This is a genomic window from Ottowia oryzae (assembly GCF_003008535.1).
Lineage (GTDB): Bacteria > Pseudomonadota > Gammaproteobacteria > Burkholderiales > Burkholderiaceae_C > Ottowia > Ottowia oryzae.
On record NZ_CP027666.1, the window covers coordinates 1,081,245 to 1,104,759 of the forward strand.

The following is a 23,515-nucleotide window of genomic DNA, read 5'->3' on the forward strand; positions in this document are numbered from 1 at the left end:
ATGGCGCCATTGATCGACTGTCACGTGCTGACCTTGCCGGGCGACAACCCGGCGTGGCGTGCAGAGTTGGAGCGCGACCTGGCCGCGCAGCCGGTATGCCAGCACTGGATCGCCGGCATCCCCGGCCAGATCGGCGCCGCGCGCGCCGCCGGCTTTGCGCTGGGCGACGCGCCCTTTGTGTCGTTTGCCGACCCTGATGACCGGATCATGGGGGGCGTCTTCGCCAAGCTGCTGCAGGCGCTGCAGGAAAAGCCCGACGCGCCCTTCGCATGGGCGGGCGAGCAGCGCGTCGGCGCTGACCTGACCCCCATCGGCCGCGCGGCCGTGTGGCCCGAGGGCTATGACCAGCGGCGCCACCGCAACTACACGGGCGCGTATTGCCACGGCGTGGTGCTGATCCGCCGATCGGTACTGGCGCCGGCGCTGCCCGCGCTGCGCGCCTGCCACGTCGGCGCCGAGGGCGTGCTGCTGGCCCACCTGGCCGGGGTTCATGCCCCGATCCCGCCCGGCCGCGAGCCGGTGCATCTGCCCATCGTGGGCCGCTTCTGGCGCGAGCACCGGCAAGCGGTCCACCACACCTTCACCCCCGCCGACAGGGCGCGCAACAGCCGCGCGCTGGGCTTTGAGCCGCAATACCTGCACACGCCCCGGCGGCCACCCGCCGCGCCGTGCGCCACGTGCGGCCCGCCGCGAAGGTAAAAAAAGACGGGCGACTGCCGAAGGTGCGGGAACACCAACGGCAGCCCCATCCCCGCAGAAACAGCCTGCAAGTCCGGCAAAGACCCGCCACTCTCGCGAGAGCGCGTCGAGCCTACCAGCAATTGCTGACAGTGAAAGAGGCTTGCATCCATGGCAACACCCATCATCCCCTGGATCGGCGGAAAGCGCCGCCTGGCCGCGCGCATCCTGCCGCTGTTTCCCGCCCACACCTGCTACGTCGAGCCCTTCTGCGGCGCGGCCGCGCTCTACTTCATGAAGGAGCCGGCCAAGGTCGAGGTCATCAACGACATCAACGGTGAGCTGGTCAACCTCTACCGCGTGGTGCAGCACCACCTGGAAGAATTCGTGCGCCAGTTCAAGTGGGCGCTGTCCAGCCGCCAGATCTTCAAATGGCTGCAGGCCACGCCCACCGAGCCGCTCACCGACATTCACCGCGCGGCGCGCTTCTACTACCTGCAGCGCTCGGCGTTCGGCGGCAAGGTCGACGGCCAGACCTTCGGCGTGGCAGCCACCGCGCCCCCACGCCTGAACCTGCTGCGCCTGGAAGAAGACCTGTCGGCCGCCCACCTGCGCCTAGCCAGGACGTACGTCGAGCACCTGGACTGGGCCGAGTGCATCCAGCGCTACGACCGGCCCAGCACGCTGGTCTATTGCGATCCGCCGTACTGGTCGACCGCCGGCTACGGCGTGCCCTTCGAGCTGGCCGAATACGACCGGCTGGCGGCCCTGGCCAAGACCATGGCCGGCAAGATGATCGTGTCCGTGAACGACATCCCCGAGATGCGCCAGGCCTTCGCCGGGCTGCAGATGCAGCGGGTGGAGCTGACCTACCAGGTGGGCGGCAAAGGGCGCGCCGGGAAGCGATCTGGCGAGCTGATCATCCAGAACTTCTAGCCGAGGCAGGCGCAGCTACTTTCCCCGCCAGCAATTCATTTGCACACGTCGAAAGCGGAACCTGGCGGGAATATCTCGCTTGCAGCGCTGCAAATATCGCGGCGCGCTTCATCATCGGTCAATCGTCGGCGGCCATCGTGCGATGCAGTGCGCAACACAGGCGGTTCTTTCTGGGCGATCCGTCAGCCTAGTCTAGACCGAGCGCCTGCAGGGCATGGCCGTCGCAATCATTTCACCGAATACATCAAAAATGATAGCTGCTGGCGCTGGTGGGACGTGCGCCAGAGGCCGATTTCTTATTGAAGAGCTAGGCCGGCAGCGCCTTCACTGAATGATCGCCTTGCTGCGCAGCGTGGCGATCTGCGCATCGCTCAGGCCCATCTCGCCCAGCACAGCGTCGGTGTCGTCGCCCACGTGCGGCGCGCTGCTGCGCACCGTGCCGGGGGTAACCGACAGCTTGGGCACGATGCCCGGTACTTCGACGGTGTAGCCGTCGCGCGTGGGCTGCTGCAGGATCATGTCGCGTGCGCGGTAGTGCGGGTCTTCGGCGATGTCCTTGGCGGTGTAGACCTTGCCCGCTGGCACGCGGGCGGCAGACAGCGCCTCGGTCACCGCCTGCACGCTGCGCTGCGCCGTCCAGGCGCCGATGGCGGCGTCGATCTCGGCCACGCGCGCCACGCGGCCCGCGTTGTCGGCCAGATCGGGTGCGCTGCCCAGGTCATTCCGGCCAATGGCGGTCATCAGTCGCTTGAAGATGCTGTCGCCGTTGCCCGCCACCAGCACCCAGCCGTCCTGGCAGGGGTAGGCGTTGCTGGGCGCAATGCCCGGCAGGGCGCTGCCCGCTGCCTCGCGCACGGCGCCAAACGCGCTGTATTCGGGCAACAGGCTTTCCATCACGTTGAACACCGCTTCGTGCAGCGCCACGTCGATCACCTGGCCCGGCCCGCCGTGCGCGCGGCGGTGGTACAGCGCCGCCAGCACGCCGATGGCGCCATGCAGCGCCGCCAGCGTGTCACCGATCGACACGCCCACGCGCACCGGCACGCGGCCGGGCTCGGCCGTGAGGTGGCGCAGGCCGCCCATGGCTTCGCCGATCACGCCGAAGCCGGGCAGGTCGCGGTACGGGCCCGTTTGCCCGTAGCCCGAGATGCGCAAGATGATCAGCCCCGGGTTCAGCGCATGCAGCTCGGCCGGCGACATGCCCCAGCCTTCCAGCGTGCCGGGGCGAAAGTTCTCTACCAGCACGTCGGCCTCGGCCACCAATTGGCGCGCCAGGGCTTGCCCCTCGGGCTGGCGCAAATCCAGCGCCACCGAGCGTTTGTTGCGCGACTGCACCTGCCACCACACCGATGTGCCGTTTTTCAACAGCCGCCAGTTGCGCAGCGGGTCGCCGGCGCCGGGCGCTTCGATCTTGATCACCTCGGCGCCAAACTCGCCCAGCGTCTTGCCGCAAAACGGCCCGGCGATCAGCTGGCCCATTTCAATCACGCGCACGCCGGCCAGTGCTGCGGGGGTGCTTGGGGTGCTGGGGGCTGGGGTGTGGGTCATCGGCTTGAAGAGATTGGTCGGCGGGGCGCGCCGCATTCTGTCATTCGTTGGGCGGCGCCGTGCCCTCGGGGCGACAGTGCGGGGTGCGCTGCGCGCGGATAATCCGCCGGGCCGCGCGCTGCTGCGCTGTGCCGGGCGCCCGCGGTGGGCGCCGCGCCCTCGCTTACGTATTCGCCTTCACCATGCAATTTTTCAAGGACCTGAGCGTCTCGGCCGTGGTGGCCGGCTTCGTCGCGGTGCTGGTCGGCTTCACCAGCTCGGTGGCGCTGGTGTTTCAGGCGGCGCAGGCCTTTGGCGCCACGCCGCAGGAAATCACCTCGTGGATGTGGGCGCTGGGCCTGGGCATGGGCCTGACCACGGCGCTGCCTTCGCTGTGGCTGAAAAAGCCGGTGATGATCGCCTGGAGCACGCCCGGCGCCGCCGTGCTGGCCACCGCTGGCGTGGGCTATTCCATGGGGCAGGCGGTGGGCGCCTTCATCGTCTGCGCGCTGCTGATCACGGTGGCTGGCGCTACCGGCTGGTTCGCCCGGGTGATGAACCGCATCCCCATGGCCATCGCCTCGGCCTTGTTGGCGGGTGTGCTGGCGCGCTTTGCCATGTCGGCGTTTTCTGCCGCGCAAACTGCGCCGCTGCTGGTGATCGCCATGCTGCTGACCTACCTGCTGGGCAAGCGCTGGCAGCCGCGCTACGCGGTGCCCATCACGCTGCTGGTGGGCATTGCGATGGCGGCGGCGCAAGGGCGCGTGGGCTGGTCGGCCGTGCAATGGGAATGGGCGCGCCCGGTGTGGACCACGCCGGTGTTCAGCTGGCAGGCGGTGGTCAGCCTGGCGCTGCCGCTGTTCGTGGTGACCATGGCGTCGCAAAACCTGCCGGGCGTGGCGGCCATTCGCGCAGCCGGGTACGACATGCCCATCAGCAAGATCATTACGCTGACGGGCCTCGCCACGCTGGTGCTGGCGCCCTTTGGCGGCTACGCGCTCAACCTCAGCGCGATCACCGCCGCCATCTGCATGGGCCCAGAGGCTCACCCCGACCCGCGCCGGCGCTACACCGCAGCGGTCGCCTGCGGGGCGTTTTACGTGCTGGTGGGGCTGTTCGGCGCGGCGGTCACCGGCGTGCTGACCGCCTTCCCTAAAGAGCTGGTGGCCGCCATTGCCGGGCTGGCCCTGCTGGCCACCATCGGCAACGGTCTGGTCACGGCGGTGAAGGAGGAGGCGCACCGCGAGCCCGCCGTGATCACCTTCCTCGTCACGCTGTCGGGCGTGACGCTGTGGGGCATTGGCTCGGCCTTTTGGGGCGTGGTGGCTGGTGCGCTGGCGTTGCTGGTGGCGCAGTGGGGGCGTCGGCCCGCTGGCGGGCAGGGCGGCGCGCGATAGGGCAAGATGGCGGCCCGGCTGGCCGCATCGGTGTGCGCTGGCCGCGCGTGAACCTGGATTTGCCCCATGAACCTGCTCGTCATCGCCGACCCGCTAGACCACTTCAAGATCTACAAGGACACCACCTTCGCCATGCTGCGCGAGGCCGCCCGGCGCGGCCATGCGCTGACGGTGTGCGAGCCGCGCGACATGCGCTGGCAGACCGGCCAGCCGGTGATGGCCAGTGTGCGCGACATCGCCTTGACCGGCGACGCCGAGCGCTGGTACACGGTCAACGGGCAGCGCGAAGTGGCGCTGCGCGAATTTGACGCGGTGCTGATGCGCAAAGACCCGCCGTTCGACGCCGAGTTCATCTACGCCACGCACCTGCTGTCGCAGGCCGAGCGCGAAGGCGCCTGCGTCATCAACGAACCGGCGTCGCTGCGCGAACACCCGGAAAAGCTGGCGGTGATGGAGTTCCCGCAGTTCATCGGGCCCACGCTGGTCACCCGCTCGGCCGACGACGTGCGCGCCTTTCATGCCGAGCATGGGGACATCATCTGCAAGCCGCTGGACGGCATGGGCGGCATGGGCATCTTCCGCGTAAAAGCCGACGGGCTGAACCTGGGCAGCATCATCGAAACGCTGAACCACCACGGTGCCATCACGTTGATGGTGCAGAAATTCCTGCCCGAGATCGCCGAGGGCGACAAGCGCGTGCTGATCATCGACGGCGAGCCCGTGCCTTTCTGCCTGGCGCGCATCCCGCAAGGCACCGAAGTGCGCGGCAACCTGGCCGCTGGCGGCAAGGGCGTGGCACAGCCGCTGACCGATACCGACCGCGCCACGGCGCGCGCCATCGGCCAGGTGCTGGCGCCGCGCGGGCTGCTGCTGATCGGGCTGGACATCATCGGTACCAAGGTGACCGAAATCAACGTCACCAGCCCCACCGGTTTCCAGGAGATCACCCAACAAACCGGTTGCGACGTGGCTGCTCTGTTCATCGACGCGGTCGAGCGCCATGCGGCGGCGCACGTCAGCGCAGGCACACGCGGCCTCGGCTGACAGGCGCGGGGCTTGCACCCTGTCACACTTCGGGGCGCGGCGGCCCTTTTGCGCGCCGTCCTATTGAACGATGAGCACCACAACCGACACCAAGCGCAAGCCGTTTTCCATGATCCGCGAGTTTCATCTGGCGGATTGGTTCACCTTGGGCAACGCGGTGTGCGGTGTGGGCTCGATGTTCTCCATCATCACCTTCATCCAGACCGGCGCGGTGCAGCACGCGTACTACGCGTGTGCGCTGGTGCTGGCGGCGCTGGTGTTCGATGTGTTCGATGGGCGCGTGGCGCGCTGGCGGCAAAAATCATCGCTGCTGGGGCGCGAGCTGGATTCGCTGGCCGACGTGATTTCGTTCGGTGTGGCGCCTGCGCTGATCGCCTATGGTTGCGGCATGCAGGGCCTGTGGGACCGCGTGGTGCTGGCCTTTTTTGTGGCGTGTGGCGTTTCACGCCTCGCGCGCTTCAACGTCACGGCCGAGGCACTGTCGGGCGAGGGCGGCAAGGTGAAGTACTTTGAGGGCACGCCCATCCCCACCTCCATCGCGCTGGTGTTTCTGCTGTGGTGGGCGGCGGCGGTGGGCGCCGTTGGCCCTGACCTGTGGGGTGGCTCGATGCGCATCGGCGGCTTCACGCTGCACCCCCTGGTGCTGCTGTATGCGCTGTCTGGCTCGCTGATGATCAGCCGCCTGCGCATTCCCAAGCTGTAGCCACGGCAGGGCGGCTGCGGCGCCGCGCTCCATCCGGCGCGCCTGTTCGGGGCGGGCACACAATGTGCTTGATCGAAGTCGCGTTGTATGGACGCCCTCGGGTGTTGGCACAACGCGTGTTTTGACCCAACCGTGAGGTGCCTGCATGCCAGACTCTGCCCCTGTGCTTTCTCCCCCAGAAACCCCCGCCCCGCCGCGGGTCACCGGCACGGCGCGTCACATCAGGCTGACTTCCCACGCGGGCGGGCAGGGTGCGCCGGCTATCCATTGGGCGGCGGCCAGCCCGGCCGAACGCGGGCCGGTGATCGGCTCCACCACCACGCGGGCGCACCGCAACGTGATCGGCACGCACAGCGGCAGCTACAGCGTGTACCGCGCGCTGGCGGTGGCCGCGCACGCACTCGATCCGCACCACAAGCCCGACCTGACCAACACCGCCCCCACCGACACCATTGGCCCGCACCCGGCCTGGAGCGAACCGGGCAAGATCGTCTCGCTCGACCCGTGGGGCGCCGAGATCGGGCGCCACTTTGCCGACGGTTTGGCGGCGGGCTTTGACATCCGTCCCACCATCGCCGTGACCAAGGCGCACGTCATCCTGCCCGAGATCATCGAAGCCATGCAAAAGGGCCGCCTGAAGGCCGATGGCAAGGTGCTGTTGCCTTCTGGCGGCGCTTTGGTCACCAAGGCCGCGGTCGAGCCGGTGTGGCACCTGCCCGGCGTGGCCGCACGCTTCGGCTGTTCCGAAACCGAGCTGCGCCGCGTGCTGTTCGAGGAAACCGGCGGCATGTACCCCGAGCTGGTCACGCGCCCCGATCTGGAGGTGTTCCTGCCGCCCATCGGCCACCTCACGCTGTACATCTTCGGCAAACCCGCTGACCTGGCCGACACCTCGGTCGAGCTGACCGCGCGCGTGCACGATGAATGCAATGGCTCGGACGTGTTCGGCTCGGACATCTGCACCTGCCGCCCCTACCTCACCCACGCCATCGAGGAGTGCATCCAGGGTGCGCAGCGCGGCGGCGTGGGCCTGTGCGTGTATTACCGCAAGGAAGGGCGCGCGCTGGGCGAAGTGACCAAGTTCCTCGTCTACAACGCGCGCAAGCGGCAAGAGGGCGGCGACACGGCCGACCAGTATTTCGCCCGCACCGAATGCGTGGCCGGCGTGCAGGACATGCGCTTCCAGCAGCTGATGCCCGACGTGCTGCACTGGCTGGGCATCCAAAAGATCCACCGCCTGGTCAGCATGAGCAATATGAAGTACGACGCCATCACCGGCGCGGGCATCGAGGTGGGCGAGCGCGTGAACATCCCTGACGACCTGATCCCCGCCGACGCGCGGGTCGAGATCGACGCGAAGATGGCGGCCGGCTACTTCACCCCCGGCGATGCGCCCACGGCAGAGCAGCTGCGCCACACCAAGGGCCGGGGGCTGGACGCGTGATGCCCGCGCCCGCCACCCACGGGGCCCCAGCCGGCGCCGACGCGCTTCAGCGCGCCGTCAACACCCTGCGAAGCACCGAGACGGTGCGCGCGCGGGCGCACCATCTGCTGGCCCGCGCCCGTGCGGACGAATCCGAGTATTTCGCCGTGGACGACGCGGCCCTGCGCCCCACGGCAGAACTCGTGGCCGAAGTCACGCGCCAGCGCTACCCCACGCTGGCCATCCCATACCACAGCCGCTGGCGCCATTTCGAGGCGGGCGGCGTGGATCGCCGTGCCTGGCTGGACGATCGCCAGGCGCAGGCCACACCGGCTGAACGGGCGCGCGCCCTGATCGACCTGGCCGTCGTATCCGTGCTGCTGGACGCGGGCGCTGGCGCAGGCTGGTCGTGGCAAGAAGCGGCCACCGGCCAGCGCCTGGCGCGCTCAGAAGGCCTGGCCGTCGCCACCCTGCACGCCTTCGCCGGCGGCCTGTTTTCCAGCGTGGTGGACGAGCCCCTGCGCGTGGACGCTGCCGCGCTGGCACGCATCGACGCCAACGCGCTGGCGCAGGTTTTTCAGGTGAGCGACAGCAACCCGCTGGTCGGGCTGGACGGCCGCGCCGCGCTGCTGCGCCGGCTGGGCGCCGCCATGGCCGCCCAGCCCGAGGTGTACGGCGCGCACGGGCGCCCGGGCGGGCTGTTCGACGCGCTGGCCGCCCATGGCCAGCCCGTGCAGGCGCACGCCATCCTGCGCCTGCTGCTGGACACGCTCTCGGGCATCTGGCCGGCAGGCAACGCCCTGCAAGGCGTGCCGCTGGGCGACTGCTGGCCGTTGGCTGGCGCCGGCGGCGAAGGCTTGGCCGCCGGCTGGGTGCCTTTTCACAAGCTGTCGCAGTGGCTTACCTATTCGCTGCTGGAGCCCTTCGAATGGGCGGGCCACCCGGTGGCCGGCTTGGACGCCCTGACCGGCTTGCCCGAATACCGCAACGGCGGCCTGCTGCTGGACAGTGGCGTGCTGCGCCTGCGCGATGCGGGCGCCGCGCAAGCCCGCTGGACGCCGGCCGACCCGCTGGTGGTGGAGTGGCGCGCGCTCACGGTCGCGCTGCTGGATGAGCTGGGCCCGCTGACGTGCCGCGCGCTCGGCCTGCCCGACCAGGCGCTGCCGCTGGCGTGCATTCTGGAAGGCGGCACCTGGGCGGCGGGCCGCGTGCTGGCACAGCGCTTGCGTGGTGGTTTGCCACCTCTGCAAATCGAAAGCGACGGTACCGTGTTTTGAGATTCACTGACTGAGGCGCCTGCGGCGAGAGGCAGGGCGTTCTGACGCGGCGGGTGCTCGCCCGTTGCGGCGCCGGGCAGGTGGGTCAAAGCGGTATTCGCCAACGTGTTTTGAGGACTGATACGAATCCGCCCTCAAAAATATAAGAACCGTTCGGGCTGAGCCTGTCGAAGCCCTGCGCGGTGCATGCACTTCGACAAGCTCAGTGCGAACGGTTTCTGACGGATTGAACGCAATTTGGTATGAGAACAACCCAACCATGAACAACGTCCACCTGATCGACCACCCGCTGGTGCAGCACAAGCTGACGCTGATGCGCCGCGCCGACCTCAGCACCAACAGCTTTCGCCGCCTGCTGAAAGAGTTGGCAATGCTGATGACCTACGAAGTCACGCGCGACATGCCCACCCAGCCCATCGAGATCGAAACCCCGCTGGAAACGATGACCGGCCAGGTGATCGACGGCAAGAAGCTGGTGTTCGTCTCCATCCTGCGGGCGGGCATCGGCATCCTGGACGGCATGCTCGACATCGTGCCCGGCGCGCGCGTGGGCCACATCGGCCTGTACCGCGACCCGCGCACGCTGACCGCGGTCGAGTACTACTTCAAGCTGCCCGCCGACATGGCCGAGCGCGACGTGATCGTGGTCGACCCGATGCTGGCCACCGGCAACTCGGCCATCGCCGCGGTGGACCGCATTAAGGAAGTCGGCCCGCGCTCGATCAAATTCGTTTGCCTGCTGGCTGCGCCCGAGGGCGTGGCCGCGCTGCAGGCGGCCCACCCCGACGTGCCGATCTACACCGCCGCCGTGGACCGCCAGCTCAACGAGCATGGCTACATCCTGCCCGGCCTGGGCGATGCGGGCGACCGCATCTTCGGAACCAAATAGGCGGCTGGCGCCCGAACACAGGGCGCCAGCAGCTAGCTAATTCATAGCGATAGAATTCTTTCCCAAGGAGCCCCCATGACCCGCAGACGCATCTTCACCGGCCATTTGCTGGCCACTTCACTGGCCATCGCCGCTTCGCTGGGCTGGTCTGGCGCCGCGCTGGCGCAGGCCAAGCTCAAGGTGGCGGCCGTGTACACCGTGCCTTTTGAGCAGCAGTGGGTCAGCCGCATCCACACGGCGCTCAAGGCCGCCGAAGCGCGCGGCGAGATCGAATACAAAGCCACCGAAAACGTGGCCAACGCCGATTACGAACGCGTGATGCGCGAATACGCCACGGCGGGCAACCAGCTGATCGTGGGCGAAGCCTTTGCCGTGGAAGGCGCCGCGCGCAAGGTGGCCAAGGACTTTCCCAAGACCGCCTTCCTGATGGGCAGCTCGGGCAAGCCGCAGGCACCCAACTTCAGCGTGTTCGACAACTACATCCAAGAGCCGGCCTACCTCACCGGCATGATCGCCGGCGGCATGACCAAGACGGGCAAGATCGGCTTGGTGGGCGGCTTTCCCATCCCCGAGGTCAACCGGCTGATGCACGCCTTCATGGCGGGCGCCAAAGAGGTCAATCCGAAGGCCGAGTTCACCGTCACCTTCATCAACAGCTGGTTCGACCCGCCCAAGGCCAAGGAAGCCACCTTCGCCATGATCGACAAGGGTGCCGACGTGCTGTACGCCGAGCGCTTTGGCGTCAGCGACGCGGCCAAGGAAAAGGGCAAGCTGGCCATTGGCAACGTGATCAACACGCAGCCGCAGTACCCCGCCACGGTGGTGGCATCGGCGCTGTGGGACATGTCGCCCACGATTGCGCTGGCCCTGAAAAACGTCAAGGCCGGCAGCTTCAAGGCCGAAGACTACGGCCCCTATTCGATGATGAAGCACAAGGGCAGCTCGCTCAGCCCGCTGGGCACGTTTGAAGCCAAGGTGCCTGCCGACCTGAAGGCCAAGGTCAAGGCCAAAGAGGCCGACATCCTGGCAGGCAAGTTCACCGTCAAGGTGGACGACAGCCAGCCCAAGTCCACGGCCAAGTGACGCGCCCGGCGGTGCGCCAGAACGTGCAGTGCGCCCTGCCTGGGGTGCCGATGCGCGGTGGCTGTTTCAAGACAAGTCGGCCTCTGTCGCCCGCGCAGCCTGCGCTGGTAGCTACTTTGTTGATAGCGAATCGCGCGTGAGTCAAGACCCCATCACCCCGCCGGCGGATGCGCGCAGCGCTCCCACGGTGCTGCGCCTGTCGGGCATCACCAAGCGCTTTGGCCCGCTGCTGGCCAACGACGACATCAGCCTGCAGCTGGCGCGCGGCGAAGTGCTGGCGCTGCTGGGCGAGAACGGCGCGGGCAAATCCACGCTGATGTCGATCCTGTTTGGCCACTACGTGGCCGACGCGGGCCACATCGAAGCCTTTGGCGCGCCGCTGCCGCCGGGCAACCCCCGCGCCGCGCTGGCCGCGGGCATCGGCATGGTGCACCAGCACTTCACGCTGGCCGACAACCTGAGCGTGCTGGACAACGTGATGCTGGGCAGCGAATCGCTGGCGCAGCCTTTCACCCGCCGCGCCGCTGCGCGTGAAAAGCTGGTGTCGGTCGGGCATCAGTTCGGCCTGACCGTGGACCCGGCGGCGCGCGTGGGCGACCTGTCGGTGGGGGAACGCCAGCGCGTCGAGATTCTGAAGGCGCTGTACCGCGGCGCGCGCATCCTGATCCTGGACGAGCCCACCGCCGTGCTCACCCCGCAAGAGAGCGAGGCGCTGTTCGACACCCTGGGCCAGATGGTGGCGCAGGGCCTGTCCATCATCTTTATCAGCCACAAGCTGGGCGAGGTGCTGCGCGTGTCGCACCGCGTGGCCGTGCTGCGCGCCGGCCGCCTGGTGGCCGAATGCGCCGCCGCCGACACCAGCGAAGGCCAGCTGGCCGAATGGATGGTGGGCCACGCCGTGGCGCGGCGGGCCCGCCAACCCGCCGCAGCGGTTGGCGACGTGGTGGCCGAACTGGTTGACGTGCACACCGCGGGCAGCGCGCGCGAACGGCTGCGCGGCGTATCGCTGGCTTTGCGCGCGGGCGAGATCGTCGCCATCGCCGGGGTGTCGGGCAATGGGCAGGTGGCTTTGGCGCAGCTGCTGTCGGGCCTGCGCGTGCCCACGGCAGGGCAGGCGCGCGTGCTGGGCCAGCCGGTCAAGGCCAACGCCGCCGGGCTGGCCGCGCGCGGCATTGCTCGCATCCCGGAAGACCGGGCCGGTGTCGGCGTGGTGGGCGACTTGCCCGTGTGGGAAAACGCCGTGGCCGAACGCATCGGCAGCGCGCACTTCGCCAACGCGCTGGGCTGGGTGCGCCGCCGCGCCGCGCGCGCCTACGCCACGCACGTGTCGCAGCGCTTTGACGTGCGCGGCGGCGGGCTGGACGCCCCGGCGCGCGCGCTGTCGGGCGGCAACATGCAAAAGCTGATCCTGGGCCGCGCGCTGACGCCCCCCGGAGCGACGGAGCACAGGGCGCAGCGCCTCGCCGCCGGGCCGCCCCAAGGCGAGGCAGCCCCCTCGGGGGGCAGCGAACCACGCGAAGCGGGGAGCGTGGGGGTACCCAGACTCGTCGTCGCCCACCAACCCACCTGGGGCCTGGACATTGGCGCCGTTGATTTCGTGCAGCAGCAGCTGATCGCCGCGCGCGACGCGGGCGCCGCCGTGCTGGTCATTTCCGACGACCTGGACGAAGTGCTGACGCTGGGCGACCGCATCGCCGTCATGCACGGCGGGCAGCTGACCGAGGCGCGGCCAGCTGAGGCCTGGACGCGGTCGGAGATTGGCTTGGCGATGGCGGGGGCGTCTGCGGGTGCCAACGCTTCGCAGGCGGTAGCGGCATGACTCAGGCCTTCGCCCCGCTGAAGCCGCTGGCGCCTATCGCCTGCTTGCGTGCAGCCCCGTCGCCTGTAGGCCGCCTCACTACCTATCGCGCTGAGTCGGTCGGCGGGCAAATTGGCGCAGCGCGCATCCAACCCATGGCGGTGATTCGATGAGGCTTGAAAAACGCCCCCAACCCTCCCGCGCTGCGCAGCTGGGCGCGCCGCTGCTCGCCATCTTGTTCACCCTGGCGCTCAGCGGTGTGCTGGTGCTGTGGGCGGGCGCGCCGGTGGGGCGCACCTACGCGCTGCTGCTGCAGGGCGCGTTCGGCTCTACCTTTGCCATCACCGAAACGCTGACGCGCGCGGTGCCGCTGATCCTGACCGGGCTGGCGGCGGCGGTGGCGTTCAAGGCGCACTTCTACAACATCGGGGCAGAAGGGCAGCTGTACGCCGGGGCGCTGGCGGCCGTGGCCGTGGGCGGCCTGCATGGCGGCACGGGGCTGGAATGGTCGCCGTACGTGCTCTTTCCGCTGATGATGATCGCCGCCGCGCTGGCCGGTGCGCTGTGGCTGCTGGGCCCGGCGCTGATGAAGGCGCGCCTGGGCGTGGACGAGGTGGTGACCACCTTGTTGCTGAACTTCGTCATGCTGCTGGCGGTGTCGGCGCTGCTGGATGGCCCGATGAAAGACCCGATGGCCATGGGCTGGCCGCAAAGCGTGGCGCTGCAGCCGGATCTGGAGCTGGGCAAGCTCGTGCCGCAGACGCGCCTGCACACCGGCCTGCTGGGCGCGGTGGCGCTGGCGGTGGCGATGTGGACGCTGATGGCGCGCACGGTGGCGGGCTTTCGCATCCGCGCGGTGGGCGCCAATGCGCGCGCCGCGGCGTTCGCCGGCGTGCCCGTCACGCGCACGCTGGTGCTGGTGGCGCTGCTGTCGGGCGGGCTGGCGGGGCTGGCCGGCGCCATCGAGGTGGCCGGGCGCACCGGCTACGTCACGCTGGACATGTCGCCCGGCTACGGCTACAGCGGCATCGTGATCGCCATGCTGGCGGGCCTGAACCCGCTGGGCGTGGTGGCCGCCGCCGTGTTCGTGGCCGGCGTGCTGGTGGGCGCCGACAGCATGAGCCGCGCCATCGGCGTGCCCACCTACCTGGCCGACGTGATCGTGGCGGTTGCGCTGCTGGCGGTGCTGGTGGCCGGGCTGTTCACCCAGTACAGGATCAAGCGGTGAACGCCCTGAGCCGTTTCGCGTCTTGCCCTTCGTCTGCGGGAAGGAGGCGCCCTGGCCAAGCCCGCTTCACGGTGGCCACCGGGCGGGCGCGCCATCTGATCCAGCGCAGCGCCCGCGCTGAAAGAACGCGCTGCCTTGATCAACGTGGCCTTGTCTATTCTTACGCAACAAATGCCAGTCTGGCGCACGCTGGATCAGCGCTGCTAGCTATGAAAAACGAAGCAATTGACGGCAAGGCAGCCGCATGACCGAGCTGCTCGACATCCTGGCCAGCGTGCCCTTCTGGGTGGCGGTGCTGCGCGTGGCCACGCCGCTGATCCTGGGCACGCTGGGCGTGCTGCTGTGCGAGCGCGCCGGGGTGTTGAACCTGGGCATCGAAGGCATCATGGTGGCCGGTGCCTTTGGCGGCTGGCTGACGGTGTACGCGGGCCACGGGCTGTGGACGGGCGTGCTGGCGGCGGCGGCCATCGGCGCGCTGCTGGGCCTGCTGCATGCGTGGCTGACGGTGGGGCTGGCGCTGTCGCAGCACGTGTCGGGCCTGGGGCTGACCATGCTGGCCACGGCGCTCAGCTACTACGGCTACCGCGTCGCCTTCCCCAAGGTGGAAACGCCGCCCACCATCACCCCGTTCGCGCCAATGCAGGGGCTGGGCCTACCCGTGCTGGACGCGCAGACGCCGTTGACGCTGCTCGCGTTGCTGCTGGTGCCGCTGATCGCGTGGGTGCTGTACCGCACGCCGCTGGGCCTGGCGGTGCGCATGGTGGGCGAGAACCCGCGCGCGGCCGAAGGGCAGGGCATTCGCGTGCTGGCGGTGCGCACCGGGGCCATCGTGGCGGGCTCGGCGCTGATGGGCGTGGCCGGTGCGTTTCTCACGCTGTCGGCGTTCAACGCGTTTTACTTCAACATGGTCAACGGGCGCGGCTGGATCTGCGTGGCGCTGGTGGTGTTTGCTTCTTGGCGGCCAGGCAAGGCGCTGCTGGGCGCGCTGCTGTTCGCCTTTTTCGACGCGCTGCAGCTGCGCCTGCAGCAATCGGGCAGCGCCGTGCTGCCGTATCAGCTGTACCTGATGCTGCCGTACCTGCTGTCCATCCTGGCGCTGGTGGTGGTGGCGCGCAAGGCGACGTATCCTCAAGCCTTGATGAAGCCCTACCGCAAGGGCGAGCGCTGACGGCGCCAGCCCCTTGCGTCACCTTTTTGCAGGAGACCGACATGGCGTTCACCCTCACCAGCTCCCACATCGCGGACCAGCAGACGCTGCCGCTTCAGTTTGTTCACAGCGCCATGGGCGCAGGCGGTCAGAACGTATCGCCCGACCTGGCCTGGTCCGGCGCGCCAGAAGGCACGCAAAGCTACGCCCTGACGATGTACGACCCCGACGCGCCCACCGGCTCCGGCTGGTGGCACTGGGTGGTGTACGACATTCCGGCCAGCGCCACCGGCCTGGTGATGGGCGCGGGCGCCGCTGGCGGTGCCGAGCTGCCTGCCGGGGCCAAGCTGGGTCGCACCGATTTCGGCACGGCCGAATACGGCGGCGCCGCGCCCCCGCCCGGCCACGGCCCGCACCGCTACATCTTCACGCTGTACGCGCTGAAGATGCCCCGGCTGGACGTGCCGCCGGATGCCACCGCCGCCATGATCGGCTTCAACATCCACTTCGCCAAGCTGGCCGAAGCCCGGCTGACGGCGCTGTACGAGCGTTGAGCGGGCCGGCCGTTTCGTTCGCACCCCGCTAGTTGCCAGCGCGCGCTGTGGGCAGTAGAGGCCGCCGGCCCGCTGCCGCGGCGCGTGCATGTGGCCCAACGCATCTGTCAATAACCGCGCCCCACGCCTGCCCATGCTTGACCTGCTCATCCACCACGCCAGCCTGCCGGACGGCCGCCAGGGCATGTCCGTTGCCGTGCGCGCCGGCAAGATCGTTGAAGTGGCGCCCGGCCCCATCGCCGCGCAGGCGCACCAAACGGTGGATGCGCAGGGCCTGCTGCTCAGCCCGCCCTTTTGCGACCCGCACTTTCACATGGACGCCACGCTCAGCTACGGCCTGCCGCGCGTCAACCAGAGCGGCACGCTGCTGGAGGGCATTGCCCTGTGGGGCGAGCTGAAGCCGCTGCTGACCGAGGAAGCACTGGTCGAACGCGCGCTGGCCTACTGCGACTGGGCGGTGGCGCGCGGGCTGCTGCACATCCGCAGCCACGTCGACACCAGCGACCCCAGCTTGCTGCCCGTGCGCGCGCTGCTGGAAGTGCAGCGCCGCGTGGCGCCCTACATCGACCTGCAGCTGGTGGCCTTCCCGCAAGACGGCGTGCTGCGCACCCCTGGCGGTCTGGACAGCCTGACGCGCGCGCTGGATCTGGGCGTGCAGGTGGTGGGCGGCATTCCGCATTTCGAACGCACCATGGCCGACGGCGCCGAGAGCGTGCGCCTGCTGTGCGAACTGGCGGCCCAGCGCGGCCTGCCGGTGGACATGCACTGCGATGAGTCCGACGACCCGCACAGCCGCCACATTGAAACGCTGGCCTACCAGGCGCAGCGCCTGGGCCTGCAGGGCCGCGTGACGGGCAGCCACTGCACGTCCATGCACAGCATGGACAACTACTACGTCAGCAAGCTGCTGCCGCTGATCGCCGAAGGCGGCGTCAGCGTGGTGGCCAACCCGCTGATCAACATCACGCTGCAGGGCCGCCACGACACCTACCCCAAGCGGCGTGGCATGACGCGCGTGCCCGAGCTGCTGGCGGCCGGCGTCAACGTCGCCTTCGGCCACGACTGCGTGATGGACCCTTGGTACAGCCTGGGCAGTGGCGACATGCTGGAGGTGGCGCACATGGGCCTGCACGTGGCGCAGATGACCAGCCAGGCAGGCATGCGCGACGCGTTCGACGCGGTCACTACCCGCGCCGCCCGCGCCATGGGGCTGGCGGACTACGGCATCGCGCCGGGCAACACGGCCAACCTGGTGCTGCTGCAGGCGCGCGACGTGACCGAGGCCATCCGCCTGCGCGCGGCGCGCCTCAAGGTCTGGCGCGCCGGGCGGCTGCTGGCCGAAAGCGCGCCGCAGCAGGTGCGCCTGGATCTGCCGGGCCGCGCGGCGGCGGTGGATTTCCTGCGCGGCTAAGTGCGCCCTGGTGTTCACTGGGTTTTGGGCCGCTGGCGCTGGTGGGGCGTGCGCTGGCAGCTATCTTTGCAGTAGCAAACTGACTCTGGTGGGCTTGCAGCGCGTGCGCTGCTGAGGTGTTGCGCAGCGCAGCCGCTGCGCGCTGGGGCCCCCGCAGCAGCCTACGCGGCCAGCGCTCATGTTGATGAGAAGAATCGCCCGCCAGCGCAGGTGCAACCAGCGCTGGCAGCTATCAAAATAAGAGTATCGGCGTAGTCGGCGCAGCCACCGGTCACGCCCGAAAGCGCTGCCGCGTGAACGCCAGCGCCACCCAAAAGCCCGCCACCGCGTACACCACCAGCACCGCCAGGTGCCGCCATGGGTGCTCTGGCCACTGGTCCAGAAACAGCGGGCGCACCAGCTCGACCGCGGCCGTCAGCGGCAGCCAGTCGGTGATCGCCTGCGCGAACCTGGGCAACTGTTCGCGCGGGAAGAACACGCCCGACAGGAACATCATGGGCGACAGGAACACCGCGAAGTAGTAGGTGAAAAAGTCGTAACCCTTGGCCTTGGCGTTGAACACCAGCGCCAGGCTGGCGAAGGTGATGCCGGTGAACAGCAATATGGGCAGCACCAGGATCAGCTTGGGGCTGTGGCTGATGCCCAAGCCCAGCATCACCAGCAGGATCGCCGTCACCGAAAACAGCGCCTTGAACCCGGCCCACAGCATCTCGGCCAGCACCACGTCGTCCAGCTGCACGGGCGTGTTCAGAATGCCGTCCCACGTCTTCTGGACGTGCATGCGTGAAAAGGCGGAATACAGCGCCTCGAAGCTGGCCGCATTCATCGCGCTCATGCAGATCGAGCCGCTGGCCAGAAACAGGATGTAGGGCACCTCTTGCCCATGCGTGGGCACACGCCCCACCATCGCGCCCAGGCCGTAGCCAAAGGCCACCAGCCACAGCAGCGGCTCGCCGATGTTGGCCAGCAGGCTGGGAATGGCCAGCTTGCGCCACACCAGCAGGTTGCGCTGGAACACCGGCCACCAGCGCATCGACAGGCGCGGCGCATGCCAGACGCTGGGCGGCTCAGCGGGCGCGGGGTTCAGGGCGTTGGCGGCGGGTGTGGGCATGGGCGCATTGTGGCCGAGCGGCCCCTCGGCAGCGGCTTGAAAGCGCTGGGCGCCATGACCCGGCACGGGCATTGCTTAGGGCAAGGCGTATGCATGCGTTGACCCGTTCGCCGTCGCTTGTGGACAGCCTGGCCCCCTGGGAGCACCGGCTGCGCCTGTTGCTGGATTCCACCGATGAGGGCGTGTTCGGCATCGACCTGGACGGCAACTGCATGTTCATCAACCAGGCCGCGGCGCGGATGATCGGCCTGCCAGCCGATGAAGTGCTGGGCCGCAACATGCACGCGCTGACGCACCATTCGCACGCCGACGGCGCGCCGTATCCCGAGACGCAGTGTCCCATCTTCAACGCCTTCCGCGAGGCCATGCCCTGCCGGCTGGACAACGAAGTCTTCTGGCGCAGCGACGGCAGCAGCTTCGCCGTGGAGTATTCCAGCCACCCCATCGTCGAGCACGGCGAGGTGGTGGGCGCGGTGATCGCCTTTGTGGACATCACCGAGCGCAAGCGCGACGCCGAGGCGCTGCGGCGCGCCCACGACGAGCTGGAGGCGCGCGTGGATCGGCGCACGCGCGAGCTGAGCCAGGCGCTGGTGCAGCTGCGCGAGCTGTCGGCCTATTCCGAGCGGGTGCGCGAGGACGAGCGCACGCGCATCGCCCGCGAGGTGCACGACGAGCTGGGCAGCCTGCTGGTGGCGCTGAAGATGGACGTGAACTGGCTGCACAAGCGCCTGGGCGAGCAGGCCGCGCGCACACCCGATGCGGCCCACGCCATGCGCGTGCAGATGCGCAGCAAGTGCCAGAACATGGGCATGCTGATCGAAACGGCGGTGGGCAACGTGGCGCGCATCATCACCGACCTGCGCCCCAGCATCCTGGACCACCAGGGCCTGTGGGCCGCGCTGGAATGGCAGGCGCGCGAGTTCGCGCAGTCGGCCGAGATCGCGCTGGACTGGCGCTGCCAGCTTTCGGGTGCGCTGGAGCCGGCCGACGACACGGCCATGGCGGTGTTCCGCATCTTTCAGGAGATGTTGAGCAACGTGGGGCGCCATGCGCGGGCCACGCAGCTGCAGGTGCAGATCGACCGCCAGCGCGGCTGCCTGCGCCTGCAGGTGCGCGACAACGGCGTGGGCGCCAGCGCGCAGGCGCTGGAATCGCCCACCGCTTACGGCGTGATGGGCATGCGCGAGCGCGCCCGGCAGCTGGACGGGCGCCTGACCATCCACAGCGTGCCCGGCGCCGGCACCTTGCTGATGCTGCAGCTGCCGTGCAAGGTGGCGGCATGACGGGCTCGGCGCGCACCGGCGCCCACCCGCCAGCGCCTGAAGGCGCGCCGCCCATCCCGATACGGGTGCTGCTGTGCGATGACCATCGCATCGTGCGCGAAGGCCTCAAGCAGGTGCTGACCGACCCGGCCAACGGCGTGCCGGAGATCCGCGTGGCCGGTGAAGCCACCAACGGGCATGGCGCGCTGGACGAGGTGGAGGCGCTCGTCGGCGCGCGGCTGCTCGACGTGGTTCTGCTCGACATCGCCATGCCCGAAATGGACGGCCTGGACGTGCTGCAGGCCATGGCGCAGCGCTGGCCCAACTTGCCCGTGCTGATGCTGAGCACCTACCCTGAGCGCCAGTACGCCGCCCGCTGCATCGAGCTGGGCGCCGCAGGCTACCTGCACAAGAGCGCCGACCCCGACGACATGGTCGCCGCCGTGCGCACCGCCGCGCGCGGCGAGCGCTACCTGACCCCGGCCGCCGCGCAGGCGCTGGCGGGTAGGGCGGTGCGCGCCAATGTGGTGCGTTCTGGCGTGCGGCCCTTGTCGGACGGCCTGCATGCGCTATCGCATCGAGAGCATCAGGTCTGCCGCCTGCTGTGCCAGGGGCACAGCGTGGGCGAAATTGGTGCGCAACTGGGGCTGGCGTCGAACACGGTCAGCACCTACCGCGCGCGCATCCTCGAAAAGACCGGCACGCGCAACGATGTGGAGCTGGCCCTGCTGGTCGGCCGCGCCAGCCAGGGCTGATCTCCGACCGAATCGAGCGCGCGCACGCCGCGTTTTGTAGGGCTGCCACTACAGCGCGTAGGGCAGCGCCCCGCGACTTTGGGCTTGGGCCTGCTGCAGTGCACCAACTGGCCTGGCGCTTGCGTAGGCAAGGGCATTGTTCACGCGGAGATCCACCATGCCTCAGCACTTTTCCCCCTACGAAGCCGACCGCCCCTTGATGATGCGCTGCTCATGCGGCCGCGACCACACCGCGGCCGATCACCAGGCCGAAGACGCGGTGCAGCAGCTCAAGGCCCGCAGCCTGACGGCGGACTTTGAAGCGTACAGCCGCGAATTCGTCGAGGCCAGCCTGGTCAAGGCGCTGTTCCCGCACGACGCCGTGCGCCGGCGCTTCCTGCGTGCGGTGGGCAAGAGCACCGCCGTGGCGGCCATCGGCAGCGTGCTGCCCATTGCCAGCCTGCAGGCCATGGCGCAAGACAAGGCGCCGCTGGAGAAGAAAGACCTGAAGATCGGCTTCATCCCGATCACCTGCGCCACGCCGCTGATCATGGCGCACCCGCTGGGCTTCTACAGCAAGCAGGGCCTGAATGTCGAAGTCACCAAGACAGCAGGCTGGGCGCTGATCCGCGACAAGATGATCAACAAGGAGTACGACGCCACGCACTTCCTCTCGCCCATGCCGCTCGCGATCTCCATGGGCCTGGGCTCCAACGCCACGCCGATGAACGTGGCCACCATCCAGAACGTGAACGGCCAGGCCATCACGCTCGCCCTCAAGCACAAGGACAACCGCGACCCCAAGAACTGGAAGGGCTTCAAGTTCGCGATTCCGTTCGAGTACAGCATGCACAACTTTCTGCTGCGCTACTACCTGGCCGAGGCGGGCCTGAACCCCGACACCGACGTGCAGCTGCGCGTGGTGCCGCCCGCCGAGATGGTGGCCAACCTGCGCGCAGGCAACATCGACGGCTACCTAGGGCCCGACCCCTTCAACCAGCGTGCGGTGTATGAAGAGATCGGCTTTCTGCACCTGCTCACCAAGGATATTTGGAACGGCCACCCCTGCTGCGCCTTTGGCACCAGCACCGCCTTCATCCAGCAGAACCCCAACACCTTCGCCGCGCTGTGCCGGGCGGTGCTTACGGCGTCGGCCATGGCACGCAAGCCGGAAAACCGCGCGCTGATCGCCAAGGTGATCGCGCCCTCGCAGTACCTGAACCAGCCCGAAACCGTGCTGACCCAGGTGCTGACCGGCAAGTTCGCCGATGGCCTGGGCAAGATCCAGAACGTGCCCGACCGGGCCGACTTTGACCCCATCCCGTGGCAGAGCATGGCGGTGTGGATGCTCACGCAGATGAAGCGCTGGGGCTACGTGAAGGGCGACGTCAACTACAAGCAGATCGCCGAAAAGGTCTTCCTGCTGACCGACGCCAAGAAGCACATGAAGGAGCTGGGCCAGAAGGTGCCCGATGGCGCCTACCCATCGTTCACGATCATGGGCAAGGTGTTCGACCCGGCCAAGCCGGACGCGTACCTCAAGAGCTTCCCCATCGCCGCGCGGGCCTGACGCCATGCAGCCATCGCTTTCCGTCAAGGCCGCGCTGGTGTCGCTGTGCCTGCTGCTCACGCTGCTGGGCATCTGGGCCGTGGCCACCCAGTCGGCCAGCTCTGGCGCAGCCAGCGTGGCCACGCTCACGCCCGAAGAGATCGAATACCAGAAGATGCTGGGCAAGGACCCTGCCGCCGGGCAGGGCGCGGCCAACGCCAGCGGCTTTCCCACGCCGGCGCAGTTTGCCGCCACGGCCTGGAAGCACCTGTCCAACCCGGTGTACGACAACGGGCCCAACGACAAGGGCATCCTGATCCAGCTGGGCCATTCGCTGGCGCGCGTGGCGCTGGGCTTCTTGCTGGCGTGCCTGGTGGCCTTGCCGCTGGGTTTCGTGATCGGCATGAGCCCGCTGCTCGCGCGGTCGCTCGACCCGTTCATCCAGATCCTCAAGCCCATCAGCCCGCTGGCGTGGATGCCGCTGGCGCTCTACACCATCAAGGATTCGTCCACCTCGGGCATCTTCGTCATCTTCATCTGCTCGGTCTGGCCGATGCTGCTGAACACCGCGTTCGGCGTGGCCTCGGTCAAGCGCGACTGGCTCAACGTGGCGCGCACGCTGGAGGTTTCGCCGCTGCGCAAGGCCTTCCTGGTCATCCTGCCCGCGGCGGCGCCCACCATCCTGACCGGCATGCGCATCAGCATGGGCATCGCCTGGCTGGTCATCGTGGCGGCCGAAATGCTGGTGGGCGGCACGGGCATCGGCTACTTCGTGTGGAACGAGTGGAACAACCTGTCCTTGTCGAACGTGCTCTTCGCCATCCTGGTGATCGGCGTGGTCGGCATGCTGCTGGACCTGGTGTTTGCCACGCTGCAAAAGGCGGTGACCTATGTGGAATGACGACAGCGACCAGACCGATTGGGCCGTGACCGAGGCTGGCGTGGCGCCGCCCGCGCCGCGCTTTCTGCAGATCCAGGGCCTGGCCAAGGCCTACGTGCCCGCGCGGCCGGTGTTTGCCGACGTGTCGTTCGACATCGGCCGCGGCGAATTCGTCTGCATCATCGGCCATTCGGGCTGCGGCAAGACCACCATCCTGAACGTGCTGGCGGGGCTGGACACGGCCAGCAGCGGCCACGTGTTCATGGATGGACGCGAGGTGCGCGGCCCCGGGCTGGAGCGCGGTGTGGTGTTTCAAAGCCACGCGCTCATGCCGTGGCTGACGGTGCGCCAGAACATCGCCTTCGCCATCAAGTCGCGCTGGCCCGAGTGGCCCGCCGCCAAGGTGCGTGTGCATGTGGAGCGCTTCGTGGCCATGGTGGGCCTGATGCCCGCCATCGACAAGAAGCCCTCGCAGCTGTCGGGCGGCATGAAGCAGCGCGTGGGCATTGCGCGCGCCTTTGCCATTCAGCCCAAGATGCTGCTGCTGGACGAGCCCTTTGGCGCGCTGGACGCGCTCACGCGCGGCACCATCCAGGAAGAGCTGATGACCATCGTGCGCGAGACGCAGCAGACGGTGTTCATGATCACGCACGACGTGGACGAAGCCATCTTGCTGGCCGACCGCATCCTGCTGATGCACAACGGCGCCGACGCGGCGGGCGGCTACCGGCCCGGCGGCATCTCCGAGATGGTGGTCAACCCGCTGCCGCGGGACCGGACCCGCACCACCTTGCACCACTTGAGCGGCTACTACCCGCTGCGCAACCACATCGTGGATTTCCTCGTCAGCCGCGCGCACGCGCACTGATTCGCCTTTTTCCTCA

The 23,515-nt window shown here is 68.6% G+C and carries 21 protein-coding genes; 19 read left to right on the plus strand and 2 right to left on the minus strand.

The window, feature by feature from the left end:
• The gene (locus C6570_RS05095) at positions 1 to 699 is read left to right on the plus strand and encodes a hypothetical protein (protein ID WP_123812210.1); all 699 of its coding nucleotides are present in this window, start codon (positions 1 to 3) and stop codon (positions 697 to 699) included.
• 150 nt (positions 700 to 849) lie between these two features.
• Entirely contained in the window at positions 850 to 1,614 is a 765-nt protein-coding gene (locus C6570_RS05100; protein ID WP_106702260.1) for a DNA adenine methylase, read from the plus strand.
• Positions 1,615 to 1,938: 324 nt separating this feature from the next.
• Here C6570_RS05100 and C6570_RS05105 read toward each other — a convergent pair whose 3' ends face one another.
• The gene (locus tag C6570_RS05105; RefSeq protein WP_106702261.1) at positions 1,939 to 3,162 is read right to left on the minus strand and encodes a CaiB/BaiF CoA transferase family protein; all 1,224 of its coding nucleotides are present in this window, start codon (positions 3,160 to 3,162) and stop codon (positions 1,939 to 1,941) included.
• Between the two features lie 182 nt (positions 3,163 to 3,344).
• Here C6570_RS05105 and C6570_RS05110 point away from each other — a divergent pair, with 182 nt between their 5' ends.
• The 12 genes from C6570_RS05110 to C6570_RS05165 all read left to right on the plus strand — a co-directional run bounded on the left by C6570_RS05110 (position 3,345) and on the right by C6570_RS05165 (position 17,095).
• Entirely contained in the window at positions 3,345 to 4,538 is a 1,194-nt protein-coding gene (locus tag C6570_RS05110) for a benzoate/H(+) symporter BenE family transporter (protein WP_106702262.1), read from the plus strand.
• A 66-nt stretch (positions 4,539 to 4,604) separates the two neighbouring features.
• Positions 4,605 to 5,582, plus strand: coding sequence for a glutathione synthase (gshB, locus tag C6570_RS05115; protein WP_106702263.1), 978 nt, complete (start codon positions 4,605 to 4,607; stop codon positions 5,580 to 5,582).
• A 70-nt stretch (positions 5,583 to 5,652) separates the two neighbouring features.
• Positions 5,653 to 6,285, plus strand: a complete 633-nt coding sequence (gene pssA, locus C6570_RS05120) for a CDP-diacylglycerol--serine O-phosphatidyltransferase (RefSeq protein ID WP_106702264.1) — start codon at positions 5,653 to 5,655, stop codon at positions 6,283 to 6,285.
• Positions 6,286 to 6,430: 145 nt separating this feature from the next.
• Positions 6,431 to 7,729, plus strand: coding sequence for a GTP cyclohydrolase II (locus tag C6570_RS05125; RefSeq protein WP_106702265.1), 1,299 nt, complete (start codon positions 6,431 to 6,433; stop codon positions 7,727 to 7,729).
• On the plus strand, positions 7,729 to 8,985 hold the full coding sequence (locus C6570_RS05130; protein WP_106702266.1) for a URC4/urg3 family protein: 1,257 nt from the start codon (positions 7,729 to 7,731) through the stop codon (positions 8,983 to 8,985). The genes C6570_RS05125 and C6570_RS05130 overlap by 1 nt, the downstream gene beginning before the upstream one ends.
• A 259-nt stretch (positions 8,986 to 9,244) precedes the next feature.
• The gene (upp, locus tag C6570_RS05135) at positions 9,245 to 9,874 is read left to right on the plus strand and encodes a uracil phosphoribosyltransferase (RefSeq protein ID WP_106702267.1); all 630 of its coding nucleotides are present in this window, start codon (positions 9,245 to 9,247) and stop codon (positions 9,872 to 9,874) included.
• A 75-nt stretch (positions 9,875 to 9,949) separates the two neighbouring features.
• Entirely contained in the window at positions 9,950 to 10,957 is a 1,008-nt protein-coding gene (locus C6570_RS05140) for a BMP family protein (RefSeq protein ID WP_106702268.1), read from the plus strand.
• A 136-nt stretch (positions 10,958 to 11,093) separates the two neighbouring features.
• Positions 11,094 to 12,776: an ABC transporter ATP-binding protein gene (locus C6570_RS05145; RefSeq protein ID WP_245896301.1), complete on the plus strand. Its 1,683-nt coding sequence runs from the start codon at positions 11,094 to 11,096 to the stop codon at positions 12,774 to 12,776.
• A gap of 148 nt (positions 12,777 to 12,924) precedes the next feature.
• Positions 12,925 to 13,983 carry an ABC transporter permease gene (locus C6570_RS05150; RefSeq protein WP_106702269.1) on the plus strand — a complete coding sequence of 353 codons (1,059 nt, stop codon included), beginning with the start codon at positions 12,925 to 12,927 and terminating at the stop codon, positions 13,981 to 13,983.
• A gap of 244 nt (positions 13,984 to 14,227) precedes the next feature.
• Positions 14,228 to 15,151 (plus strand): ABC transporter permease, encoded by a 924-nt coding sequence (locus C6570_RS05155; RefSeq protein WP_106702270.1) that lies wholly within the window; start codon positions 14,228 to 14,230, stop codon positions 15,149 to 15,151.
• 41 nt (positions 15,152 to 15,192) lie between these two features.
• Positions 15,193 to 15,684: a YbhB/YbcL family Raf kinase inhibitor-like protein gene (locus C6570_RS05160; RefSeq protein ID WP_106702271.1), complete on the plus strand. Its 492-nt coding sequence runs from the start codon at positions 15,193 to 15,195 to the stop codon at positions 15,682 to 15,684.
• 133 nt (positions 15,685 to 15,817) lie between these two features.
• The gene (locus tag C6570_RS05165; RefSeq protein ID WP_106702272.1) at positions 15,818 to 17,095 is read left to right on the plus strand and encodes an amidohydrolase family protein; all 1,278 of its coding nucleotides are present in this window, start codon (positions 15,818 to 15,820) and stop codon (positions 17,093 to 17,095) included.
• Positions 17,096 to 17,366: 271 nt separating this feature from the next.
• Here C6570_RS05165 and C6570_RS05170 read toward each other — a convergent pair whose 3' ends face one another.
• Positions 17,367 to 18,206, minus strand: a complete 840-nt coding sequence (locus C6570_RS05170) for an ABC transporter permease (RefSeq protein WP_106704525.1) — start codon at positions 18,204 to 18,206, stop codon at positions 17,367 to 17,369.
• Positions 18,207 to 18,295: 89 nt separating this feature from the next.
• Between C6570_RS05170 and C6570_RS05175 the strand changes: the two genes are divergently transcribed.
• From C6570_RS05175 to C6570_RS05195, 5 genes are all read left to right on the plus strand, one after another.
• Positions 18,296 to 19,489, plus strand: coding sequence for a sensor histidine kinase (locus C6570_RS05175; RefSeq protein ID WP_106702273.1), 1,194 nt, complete (start codon positions 18,296 to 18,298; stop codon positions 19,487 to 19,489).
• The gene (locus C6570_RS05180) at positions 19,486 to 20,223 is read left to right on the plus strand and encodes a response regulator (RefSeq protein ID WP_106702274.1); all 738 of its coding nucleotides are present in this window, start codon (positions 19,486 to 19,488) and stop codon (positions 20,221 to 20,223) included. Before C6570_RS05175 ends, C6570_RS05180 begins: the two co-directional genes overlap by 4 nt.
• Before the next feature lie 157 nt (positions 20,224 to 20,380).
• On the plus strand, positions 20,381 to 21,772 hold the full coding sequence (locus C6570_RS05185; protein WP_106702275.1) for a CmpA/NrtA family ABC transporter substrate-binding protein: 1,392 nt from the start codon (positions 20,381 to 20,383) through the stop codon (positions 21,770 to 21,772).
• Between the two features lie 4 nt (positions 21,773 to 21,776).
• Entirely contained in the window at positions 21,777 to 22,652 is an 876-nt protein-coding gene (gene ntrB / locus C6570_RS05190) for a nitrate ABC transporter permease (RefSeq protein ID WP_106702276.1), read from the plus strand.
• Positions 22,642 to 23,499: an ABC transporter ATP-binding protein gene (locus C6570_RS05195; RefSeq protein WP_106702277.1), complete on the plus strand. Its 858-nt coding sequence runs from the start codon at positions 22,642 to 22,644 to the stop codon at positions 23,497 to 23,499. Before ntrB ends, C6570_RS05195 begins: the two co-directional genes overlap by 11 nt.
• Positions 23,500 to 23,515: the final 16 nt, after the last annotated feature.